The sequence below is a fragment of the Blochmannia endosymbiont of Camponotus nipponensis genome, assembly GCF_009827135.1.
In the GTDB taxonomy this organism is placed as follows: domain Bacteria; phylum Pseudomonadota; class Gammaproteobacteria; order Enterobacterales; family Enterobacteriaceae; genus Blochmanniella.
Genome location: NZ_CP046534.1, coordinates 503,988 through 516,538 on the forward strand (window position 1 = coordinate 503,988; position 12,551 = coordinate 516,538).

Annotated in this window: 3 protein-coding genes and 1 rRNA gene; 3 read left to right on the top strand and 1 reads right to left on the bottom strand. The window is 34.4% G+C overall.

Going from position 1 to position 12,551, the window contains the following annotated elements; all coding sequences use genetic code 11:
* The first annotated feature begins 65 nt into the window (after positions 1-65).
* Both rpoB and rpoC read left to right on the top strand, forming a co-directional pair.
* Positions 66-4,091, top strand: a complete 4,026-nt coding sequence (rpoB, locus tag GN161_RS02135; RefSeq protein ID WP_159715110.1) for a DNA-directed RNA polymerase subunit beta — start codon at positions 66-68, stop codon at positions 4,089-4,091.
* A gap of 92 nt (positions 4,092-4,183) precedes the next feature.
* Positions 4,184-8,437 (top strand): DNA-directed RNA polymerase subunit beta', encoded by a 4,254-nt coding sequence (gene rpoC / locus GN161_RS02140; protein ID WP_159715112.1) that lies wholly within the window; start codon positions 4,184-4,186, stop codon positions 8,435-8,437.
* A gap of 412 nt (positions 8,438-8,849) precedes the next feature.
* Here rpoC and purH read toward each other — a convergent pair whose 3' ends face one another.
* Entirely contained in the window at positions 8,850-10,478 is a 1,629-nt protein-coding gene (purH, locus tag GN161_RS02145) for a bifunctional phosphoribosylaminoimidazolecarboxamide formyltransferase/IMP cyclohydrolase (protein WP_159715114.1), read from the bottom strand.
* Positions 10,479-10,908: 430 nt separating this feature from the next.
* Between purH and GN161_RS02150 the strand changes: the two genes are divergently transcribed.
* Positions 10,909-12,476, top strand: a 16S ribosomal RNA gene (locus tag GN161_RS02150).
* The last annotated feature ends 75 nt before the right edge of the window (positions 12,477-12,551 follow it).

Below are 12,551 nucleotides of genomic sequence, written 5' to 3' on the forward strand. Positions count from 1 at the left end.
TGTATAACAGTAGCCAACTTATTTATTTGGAAATGATAGTCCATATTAATTAATTGAGGAACTGTATGGTATATTCTTGTACTGAAAAGAAACGCATTCGTAAAGATTTTGGAAAACGTCCTCAAGTATTGGATATTCCGTATCTTCTTGCTATTCAGCTAGATTCTTTTCAAAAATTTATCAAAAAAGATCCAGAAGGACAATATGGATTAGAAGCAGCTTTTAGATCTATTTTTCCCATTAAAAGCTATAATGGCAATGCTGAACTACAATATATAAACTATCAATTAGGAGAACCTGCATTTGATGTAAAAGAATGTCAGACACGTGGTGCCACTTTTTCTGCGCCTTTACGTGTGCGTTTATGTTTAATTGTTTATGAACGGGATGGATTGGACAGTGTAGTTAAAAATACTAAGGAACAAGAAGTATACATGGGTGAAATTCCACTCATGACGAATAATGGTACTTTTGTGATTAATGGTATTGAACGAGTGATTGTTTCTCAGTTACACAGGAGCCCTGGTGTATTTTTCGATAGTGATAAAGGTAAAACACATTCATCTGGTAAAGTATTGTACAATGCACGTATTATTCCATATCGTGGATCTTGGTTAGATTTTGAATTTGATTTAAAAGATAATCTATTTGTTCGAATTGATAGGAGAAGAAAGTTACCAGTAACAGTAATGTTACGCGCCTTAAATTATACTACTGATCAAATTTTAAATATGTTTTTTAATAAAGTAGTATACGAAATCCAGAATAATATATTATATATGCATTTGGTGCCTGAAAGATTACGTGGTGAAACAACATCTTTTGATATTGTTGTTAATGATGTGATATATGTAAAAAAGGGATGTCGTGTTACAGCCAAACATATTAATCAATTAAAAAAAGATAATATTTCAAAGATTGAAGTACCCAAAGATTATATAATTGGTAAGGTTGTTATAAAAGATTATTTTAATAAAAATACAAACATACCTATTGTTACAGCTAATACAGAAATATCTGAGGATATATTGCATAATTTAATTCAATCAGGCTATAATTTTATAGAAACGTTGTTTAGTAATGATTTAGATTACGGTAATTATATATCTGAAACTTTGCGTATTGACACAACTACTAATCGATTTGATGCATTGGTAGAAATTTATCGTGTGATGCGCCCTGGGGAGCCTCCTACTAAAGAAGCCGCTGAATATTTATTTGAAAATTTGTTTTTCTTAGAAGAGCGTTACGATTTATCTGCTGTAGGAAGAATGAAATTTAATAGTTCATTACAACGAGTACACATAGAAGGTGTCGGAGTATTAAAAAAAGATGATATTGTTGATGTGATAAAAAAATTGATTGATATTAGAAACGGTAAAGGAGAAGTAGATGATATTGATCACTTGGGAAATCGACGTATTCGTTCTGTGGGTGAAATGGCAGAAAATCAATTTAGAATTGGATTAGTTAGGGTAGAACGTGCGGTAAAAGAACGATTATCTTTAAGTGATTTAGATATACTGACTCCTCAAGATTTAATTAATGCTAAACCTATTTCAGCTGCAATAAGAGAATTTTTTACTTCTAGTCAATTATCTCAATTTATGGATCAAAATAATCCATTGTCAGAAATTACTCATAAACGTCGTATATCTGCTTTAGGACCAGGAGGTTTAACTAGAGAACGTGCAGGATTTGAAGTACGTGATGTCCATCCTACACATTATGGTCGAGTTTGTCCAATAGAAACGCCAGAAGGACCAAATATAGGTTTAATTAATTCATTATCTGTATATGCTCGAGCTAATGAGTATGGATTTTTAGAGACTCCATATCGTAAAGTTCAAAATAGTGTTGTTAGTAACGACATTCATTATTTATCTGCAATTGAAGAGGGTAATTTTGTTATTGCCCAAGCAAATACAAATTTGAATTCAAAAGGGGAATTTATTGATGATTTAGTAACTTGTAGAAATAAAGGAGAATCTGGTCTTTTTAAAAAAGATCAAGTTGACTACATGGATGTTTCTACGCAACAAATAGTTTCCGTTGCTGCTTCATTAATTCCTTTTCTTGAGCATGATGATGCTAATCGCGCTCTCATGGGCGCAAACATGCAACGTCAAGCTGTTCCTGTCTTATGTAGTGAAAAACCATTAGTAGGTACTGGAATGGAACGTGCTGTGGCTATAGATTCCGGTGTTACTGTAGTAGCTAAACGTGGTGGTATCGTGAAATATGTAGATGCATCACGTATTGTGATACATGTCAATCAAGTTGAAATACATACTGAAGGGTCAGGTATTGATATTTATCGTTTAACAAAATATATTCGATCTAATCAAAATACTTGTATTAATCAACGACCTTGTGTGTCTTTAGAGGAATTAGTAGAACATGGAGATGTTATAGCAGATGGTCCATCTACTGATTTAGGAGAATTAGCTTTAGGTCAAAATATGCGCATAGCCTTTATGCCTTGGAATGGATATAATTTTGAAGATTCGATGTTAGTATCAGAACGTGTGGTACAAGAAGATATATTTACAAGTATACATATTCAAGAATTAACTTGTGTCTCTCGTGATACTAAATTGGGATCTGAAGAAATTACAGCTGATATTCCAAATGTAGGAGAAACAGCTTTATCTAAATTAGATGAATCTGGAATTATTTATATTGGGGCAGAAGTGATTGGAGGAGATATTCTTGTTGGAAAAGTTACACCCAAAGGAGAAACTCAATTAACACCAGAAGAAAAATTACTACGTGCTATTTTTGGTGAAAAAGCCTCTGATGTGAAAGATTCATCTTTGCGTGTTCCTAATGGAGTATGTGGAACTGTAATTGATGTACAAATATTTACTAGAGATGGCATTAACAAAGATAAACGTTCGTTAATAATTGAATCTTTAAAATTAGAGCAAGTTCAAAAAGATTTAAGTGAAGAATTACAAATTTTTGAATCAGCTTTATTTGAGCGTGTCTATGATATATTGATTGCTAGTGGATTTGAAAAAAAGAAATTGTTTGAAATTACCCGTAACTCTTGGTTTAACCTGGTATTATCAGATGCAGATAAACAACATCAATTATCTCAGTTAACTAAACAGTACTTCGATTTAAAACGTATATTTGAAAAAAAAACAGAAATTCAATATCGTAAAATTACTCAAGGAGATGAATTAGCTCCTGGTATATTAAAAATAGTTAAAGTATATTTAGCTGTAAAACGCCAGATCCAACCTGGTGACAAAATGGCAGGTCGACATGGAAATAAAGGAGTAATTTCTAAGATTAATCCTATTGAAGATATGCCGTACGATCAACACGGTGTACCGGTAGATATAGTGCTTAATCCTCTTGGAGTACCGTCTCGAATGAATATTGGCCAAATTTTAGAAACCCATCTTGGTATGGCAGCAAAAGGTATTGGAGATAAAATAAATTTCATGCTGCAACAACATAAAGAAGCAAATCAATTAAGAAAGTTTATTCAACAAGCATATAATTTAGGAGAAGGATCACGTCAACGTGTTGATCTTAGTAAATTTTCGGACGTAGAAATACTACAGTTAGCTAATAATTTAAAAAAAGGCATGCCTATTGCTACTCCAGTATTCGATGGTGCTACAGAAAAGGAAATTAAAGACCTTTTACAATTATCTGGTTTACCTACTTCTGGTCAGATTACATTATTTGATGGATGTACAGGAGAAGTATTCGAAAGACAAGTTACTGTAGGTTATATGTATATGTTGAAATTAAATCATCTAGTAGATGATAAAATGCATGCACGTTCTACTGGATCCTATAGTTTAGTGACTCAACAACCGTTAGGCGGAAAAGCTCAATTTGGTGGTCAACGTTTTGGTGAAATGGAAGTATGGGCGTTAGAAGCGTATGGTGCATCATATACTTTGCAAGAAATGTTAACTGTAAAATCAGATGATGTAAATGGACGTACTAAAATGTATAAAAATATTGTTGATGGAAATCATACAATGGAACCTGGGATGCCTGAGTCTTTTAATGTATTATTAAAAGAAATTCGTTCTTTGGCAATTAATATTGAACTAGAAGATTAATATTTTTAAGTGATATATATATATGAATATATTGTATTTAATTATATAGTATTTATGTATGCAACAGGTATAACTCTAATAAAGGCTCTTCTGTGAAAGATTTACTTAGATTTTTTAATATACAACAACATACGCAAATAGAAGAATTTAATGCTATTAAAATTGCACTTGCTTCTCCAGACATGATTAGATCTTGGTCTTTTGGTGAAGTAAAAAAACCAGAAACTATTAATTATCGTACTTTTAAACCTGAACGAGATGGTTTGTTTTGCGCACGCATTTTTGGGCCTATTAAAGATTATGAGTGCTTGTGTGGTAAATATAAGCGTCTAAAACATCGTGGGGTGGTTTGTGAGAAATGTGGAGTAGAAGTAACGCAAAGCAAAGTAAGACGTGAACGTATGGGACATATTGAATTGGCATCTCCTACTGCTCATATTTGGTTTCTGAAATCTTTACCATCACGTATTGGTTTATTATTGGATATGCCGTTACGTGATATAGAACGTGTTTTATATTTTGAATCTTATGTGGTCGTTGAAAGTGGCATGACTAATCTTGAATGCCGTCAGATATTAACTGAAGAAGAGTATTTAGATGCATTGGAGGAATTTGGAGATGAATTTGAAGCCAAAATGGGAGCTGAAGCTATTCAAATTTTATTAAAAAATATAAATTTAAAAAATGAATGCGAATTCTTACGGGAAATATTAGAAGACAGTAATTCTGAGACCAAACGTAAAAAAATAACAAAACGTATAAAATTAATTGAATCATTTATTTATTCTGAAAATAAGCCTGAATGGATGATATTAAATGTATTGCCAGTGTTACCTCCAGATTTAAGACCATTAGTTCCTTTAGATGGAGGACGTTTTGCTACTTCTGATTTAAACGATTTGTATCGTCGTGTTATTAATAGAAATAACAGATTAAAACGGTTACTAGATTTATCTGCTCCAGACATTATAGTACGTAATGAAAAAAGAATGCTGCAAGAGGCGGTAGATGCTTTATTAGATAATGGGCGTAGAGGTCGTGCAATTACTGGTTCCAATAAACGTCCTTTGAAATCTTTAGCTGATATGATTAAAGGTAAACAAGGTAGATTTCGTCAGAATCTTTTAGGAAAACGTGTTGATTATTCTGGTCGTTCAGTGATTACTGTTGGGCCATATTTAAAATTGCACCAATGTGGATTACCTAAAAAAATGGCGTTAGAATTATTTAAACCATTTATTTATGGAAAATTAGAGCTGCAAGGATTTGCTAGTACTATTAAAGCCGCTAAAAAAATGGTAGATCGAGAAGAATCTGTGGTATGGGATATCCTGGATAATGTAATTAGAGAGCATCCAGTTATGTTAAATCGTGCTCCTACATTACATAGATTAGGAATTCAAGCTTTTGAACCGGTATTAGTAGAAGGAAAAGCTATTCAATTGCATCCATTAGTTTGCGCTGCTTATAACGCTGATTTTGATGGAGATCAAATGGCAGTGCATGTACCGTTAACTTTAGAGGCCCAATTAGAAGCTAGGGCTTTAATGATGTCCACCAATAATATTTTATCTCCTGCTAATGGAGAGCCTATTATTGTACCATCACAAGATGTGGTATTAGGTTTGTATTATATGACTCGTGAACGTGCAAATTCTAAAGGTGAGGGGATGATATTAACTGGCCCAAAAGAAGCGGAATATCTGTATCGTTTAGGTGTGGCTGAGTTACATGCTCGTATTAAAATACGTATTACTGAATATGAATATGATAAAAATGGAGAGTGCCTAGAAAAAAGGAATCTTGTAAATAGTACAATAGGACGTGCTATATTTTGGATGATCGTTCCTAAAGGGTTGCCATTTATATTGGTTAACCAAGTATTAGGGAAGAAAGCTATATCTACAATGTTGAATAGTTGCTATCGTTTGCTAGGATTAAAAGCTACTGTTATCTTAGCTGATCAAATTATGTATACTGGTTTTGCGTATGCTGCTCGTTCTGGAGCTTCTGTTGGTATTGATGATATGATTATTCCTGTAAAAAAAGCTGATATAATCGATGAAGCAGAATCTGAGGTAGCTGAAATACAGGAACAATTCCAAACCGGATTAGTGACAGCTGGAGAACGTTATAATAAGGTTATTGACATTTGGGCCGCGGCTAACGAACGTGTTGCTCAAGCAATGATGGATAATTTAGCCACTGAAACAGTGATGAATAGAAATGGACAATTAGAAACTCAGGCGTCATTCAATAATATTTTTATGATGGCAGATTCTGGGGCTCGTGGATCGGCAGCACAAATCCGACAACTTGCTGGTATGCGTGGTTTAATGGCAAAACCAGATGGATCAATTATTGAGACACCTATCACTGCAAATTTTAGGGAAGGACTAAATGTATTACAGTATTTTATTTCTACACATGGAGCGCGTAAAGGATTAGCTGATACTGCTTTAAAAACAGCTAATTCTGGTTATTTAACACGTCGTTTAGTAGATGTAGCACAAGACTTAGTAATTACACAAGATGATTGTAATACATTTTATGGTATCGTAATGAGTCCTGTTATTGAAGGCGGAGATGTAAAAGAACCATTGCGAGAACGTGTATTAGGTAGAGTTTTGGCGGAAGATATCTTAGAGTCTAATGAAAATAATAAAGTATTAATTGCGCGTAATACTTTATTAGATGAATACTGGTGTGATATTTTAGATGAACATTCAGTTGATACTGTCAAAGTACGATCTGTTGTAACTTGTGATACTGATTTTGGTGTATGTTCTAAATGTTATGGTAGAGATTTGGCTCGAGGTCAACTTGTAAATAAAGGGGAAGCGGTTGGTGTTATTGCCGCTCAATCTATTGGAGAGCCAGGTACTCAATTAACTATGCGTACTTTTCATATTGGTGGAGCAGCCTCTCGCTCTGTTTTAGAATCAAGTATTCAAGTTAAAAATAAGGGTACTATTAATTTTAAAAATATAAAATCTGTGATAAATGGAGAAGGAAAATTAGTAGTTACATCTCGTAATACTGAGTTAAAAATTGTTGACCAATTTTTTCGAACTAAAGAGAGCTATAAAGTACCTTATGGAGCTATAATAACTAAGAGAAATGGTGAAGAAGTAACTCACGGAGAAATAGTAGCTTATTGGGATCCACATACTATGCCGGTGATTGCGGAGGTAAGTGGATTTATTCGATTCATTGACATGATAGATGGACAGAGTATTTTTAAACAAACGGATGAACTCACAGGATTAACCTCTATTGTGATATTAGATACTTCTGAGCGTGTGAGTGGAGCTAAAGATTTAAGACCTACATTAAAAATAGTAGATGTTAATGGTTATGATATTTTTATTCCAGGGACAGATGTTCCTGTCCAATATTTTTTACCTGGTAAAAGTGTTATTCAATTAGTTGATGGATCCAGAATTATTTCTGGAGATGTATTGGCGAGATTATCGCATGAAAGTAGTGGTACTAAAGATATTACTGGTGGTTTACCTCGTGTTGCTGATCTTTTTGAAGCACGTCGCCCAAAGGAATCAGCAATTTTAGCGGAAATTAGTGGGATAGTTTCTTTTGGAAAGGAAACTAAAGGTAAACGTCGTTTAATGATATCTCCCATGGACGATTGTGGTGATGTTTATGAGGAAATGATTCCAAAATGGCGTCACCTTAATGTTTTCGAAGGTGAATACGTAGATCGTGGAGATGTTATTTCTGATGGCCCGGAATCTCCGCATGATATTTTAAGATTACGTGGAGTACATGCAGTAACTCGTTATATTGTAAATGAAGTACAAGATGTTTATCGTTTACAGGGAGTAAGAATTAATGATAAACATATTGAAGTTATTGTACGTCAAATGTTACGAAAAGCTACTGTGATTCGATCAGGAAGTTCTGATTTTTTAGTAGGTGAACAGGTAGAATATTCACGTATTAAAATTGCCAATAGAAAACTAGAAAATGAAGGAAAAGTCAAGGTAAGTTTTATACGTAATTTATTAGGTATCACTAAGGCATCATTAGCCACTGAGTCATTTATTTCTGCGGCGTCTTTTCAGGAAACAACTCGTGTATTAACAGAATCATCTGTAGCTGGAAAGAGAGATGAGTTGCGTGGTCTGAAAGAAAATGTTATAGTTGGTAGATTGATTCCGGCTGGAACGGGTTATTCTTATCATCAGGAACGTATGTGTCGTCGTCATGTTAGTAATAAAAGTGAAACAGAACAACAATCTATAAAAACAAATATTTCTGTTCAAATTACAGCGGATGAAGCATCAGCAAATTTAACTGAATTATTAAATGCAACTCCTTTAAAATAAATTTATGTTAGGTTGTCTATTGGAATCATTATGTTTTGCATTTAATATGGTATATTATTATATGATTTGATACAGAGTGATTTGACTTATATTTTATATATATATTTTCATATTTGAAAGTTTCAAGAGATACTATAATTGTATTAAAAATTTTTATTTTTTATAAAAAAACACAATGAGCCTAAGTACATTAAAAATATAGTCAAATACAGTATAAATATAAAAAAGGAACTAATAACTGTTTTACTGCATTATTTATCGTTTATTAATGATATGAACTGTGATTTTTAATCAAATATGATATTTGAATTAATGAGAATTCTTTATTATTTTTTGTGAATGTTCATTGTTTGGTTACTAAAACGTTTCTATTTATATGTTTCTCAGGGGATATGTAACAATTTTTAAATAATTAATGCCTAAAATGTCGGATATGTGTAAAAATCATCGCAATACCATATTGGTTAGCAGTATTAATGATTTCCTGATCTCGAATAGATCCTCCTGGCTGTATGATGCAATTAATCCCCTTTTCTGATGCGATATGTATCGCATCAGAAAAGGGGAAAAAAGCATCAGATGCCATCACTGATCCTTTCATATTCAATGTACATTGTTGTTTTTTGAAAGAGGTAGCTATTTTTACTGCATGTACTCGATTCATTTGCCCGGTTCCGATGCCAGTAGTTTGATGATTTTTAGCGCAAACAATTGCATTAGATTTGACAAATTTAACTATTTTCCAACAGAATAGTGCATCTTTCATAGCTTCTTTTGTTGGCTGGCAAGTAGTAACTATTTCTAAGTATTTTGAATTCATCATAATATCGTAATCTTGTACTAATAATCCACCATTAACTCGTTTACAATCTATATCTGATATTCTTGGGGACCACATACCACACTGTAGTATTCGTATATCTTTTTTAATAGATAAAATATTGAGACAATCTTGATTAATATTTGGGGCAATAATTGCTTCTACAAATTGTTGTTTAATAATGGCTTGAGCTGTATCTTTATCTAAAGATCGATTAAAAGCAATGATTCCTCCGAATGCAGAAATAGGATCTGCTTGATAAGCTTTAGCATACGCGGAACTAATAGTATCAGATGTAGCTACGCCACATGGATTAGTGTGTTTTACAATTACACAGGTTGGTGCGTTGAACATTTTTACACATTCTAAAGCTGTGTCCATATCTATAACATTGTTATAAGATAATGGTTTTCCTTGTAATTGTTGAGCAGAAGCAATAGTTCCTGTGTGTTTCGTATATGTATCTACATAAAACGCTGCTCGTTGATGTGGATTTTCTCCATAACGCATGTCTTGTTTTTTTATAAATTTAAGATTCATAAAGGTTAAATTTTTAGGAAAATAATGATGAACTTGAGTATTATTGTGATTATTAGTAATGGATGTGTTGTAATTATTTTTTAATTGATGATTAAAATAATCAGAAATGGCATTATCATATTCAGTAACATATTGAAATGCTTTTGCAGCTAAATAAAAACGAGTTTTGAAACTGAGTAATCCGTTGCAACGATTGATTTCATCTAAAATTTTTTTATAGTTATTATTGTTGACTACAATGGCTACATTTTTATAATTTTTTGCAGCTGCTCTCACCATACTTGGGCCACTGATATCGATATATTCTAATATTTCTTCTTGAGAGTATTTTTTGTTTTTTATAAGCTCAGAAGTAAATGAGTAAAAATTCACCACTACCATATCAATTGGTTGAATATTATATTGATGCATGACAGTATCATCTAATCCTCTTCTACCAAGAATTCCGGCGTATATTTTGTGATGTAATGTTTTGATTCGTCCGTTCATTATTTCAGGTAGTTTGGTATAATCGGAAATTTTACGTACTGGTAGTCCAGCATCAGATAATATTCGAGCTGTACCCTCAGTTGATAATAATTCAATACCCCGTTGGACTAATGATTGAGCAAATTCTAAAACATTGGATTTGTCAAATACACTAATTAGTACACGACGAATTAACAATGATGATTGTGTCATAATGTCCTCATAATAATAATTAAACTACGATATTTATGCAGTGTAGCAAATATTACATATGGTAACATAATTATAATATTGTTATATATCATTTTTTAAGATGTAAAATTATTTATCATCATTGCATAATTATGAAAATATAATTAAATATTTTGAAATAAAACTATCAAATTATAGAAATGGTATAAATACTATTGACATCAGATCAAATCAATGATAATGATATATTTGTTTTACTGTAGAATAGTATGAGTTTATATAGTTGAGTAACATAGTTCTTTAACAAATTGGATTCTTTAGATAATTTATGTGGGCACTTAGGCAAGTATAAGATGTAGTATAATATTGTTTATAAAAAATGAAGAAAATGATTGAATGGTAGTGAGATATAAAAATTAATCGTTTATTTTTTATAAATGGAAACTGATTTAAATTGAAGAGTTTGATCATGGCTCAGATTGAACGCTGACGGTAAGCTTAACACATGCAAGTCGAGCGGCAACAGAGACCAGCATTCTATGCTGGTCTGACTGGCGAGCGGCAAACGGGTGAGTAAAGTCTGGGGATCTGCCTGATGGAGGGGGATAACTATTGGAAACGATAGCTAATACCGCATAAAGTCGTTTAAGACCAAAGTAGGGGACTTTCCTTTATAAAGGAAGGAGGGCCTTATACCATCGGATGAACCCAGATAGGATTAGCTAGTAGGTGGGGTAATGGCCCACCTAGGCTGCGATCCTTAGCTGGTCTGAGAGGACGATCAGCCACACTGGAACTGAGACACGGTCCAGACTCCTACGGGAGGCAGCAGTGGGGAATATTGCACAATGGGGGAAACCCTGATGCAGCTATACCGTGTGTGTGAAGAAGGCCTTCGGGTTGTAAAGCACTTTCAATGGGGAAGAATTTAATATTGCTAATATCAATATTAATTGACGTTACCCATGTAAGAAGCACCGGCTAACTCCGTGCCAGCAGCCGCGGTAATACGGAGGGTGCGAGCGTTAATCGGAATTACTGGGCGTAAAGAGTACGTAGGTGGTTTGTTAAGTCAGATGTGAAATCCCTGAGCTTAACTTAGGAACTGCATTTGAAACTGGCAAGCTAGAGTTTCGTAGAGGGGGGTAGAATTCCAGGTGTAGCGGTGAAATGCGTAGAGATCTGGAGGAATACCAGTGGCGAAGGCGACCCCCTGGACGAAAACTGACACTCAGGTACGAAAGCATGGGGAGCAAACAGGATTAGATACCCTGGTAGTCCATGCCGTAAACGATGTCGATTTGAAGGTTGTAGACTTTGATCTGTGACTTTCGGAGCTAACGCGTTAAATCGACCGCCTGGGGAGTACGACCGCAAGGTTAAAACTCAAATGAATTGACGGGGGCCCGCACAAGCGGTGGAGCATGTGGTTTAATTCGATGCAACACGAAGAACCTTACCTACTCTTGACATCCAAAGAATTACATAGAAATATGTGAGTGCCTTCGGGAACTTTGAGACAGGTGCTGCATGGCTGTCGTCAGCTCGTGTTGTGAAATGTTGGGTTAAGTCCCGCAACGAGCGCAACCCTTATCCTTTGTTGCCAACGAGTGAAGTCGGGAACTCAAAGGAGACTGCCGGTGATAAACCGGAGGAAGGTGAGGATGACGTCAAGTCATCATGGCCCTTATGAGTAGGGCTACAAACGTGCTACAATGGCGTATACAAAGAGAAGCAAACTCGCGAGAGCAAGCAAACCTCACAAAGTACGTCTTAGTCCGGATTGGAGTCTGCAACTCGACTCCATGAAGTCGGAATCGCTAGTAATCGTGGATCAGAATGTCACGGTGAATACGTTCCCGGGCCTTGTACACACCGCCCGTCACACCATGGAAGTGGGTTGCAAAAGAAGCAAGTAGTTTAACCTTCGGGAGGGCACTTACCACTTTGTGATTCATGACTGGGGTGAAGTCGTAACAAGGTAACCGTAGGGGAACCTGCGGTTGGATCACCTCCTTACTTATCAAATAATATGAGCACAGTGCCCACATAAATTGTCTAACATGTTTTTGGACGATTAAAATATTATTGTTG

Coding starts and splice junctions, on each gene's coding strand:
- rpoB (WP_159715110.1), top strand. CDS start 66: ATGGTATATTCTTGTACTGAAAAGAAACGCATTCGTAAAGATTTTGGA.
- purH (WP_159715114.1), bottom strand. CDS start 10,478: ATGACACAATCATCATTGTTAATTCGTCGTGTACTAATTAGTGTATTT.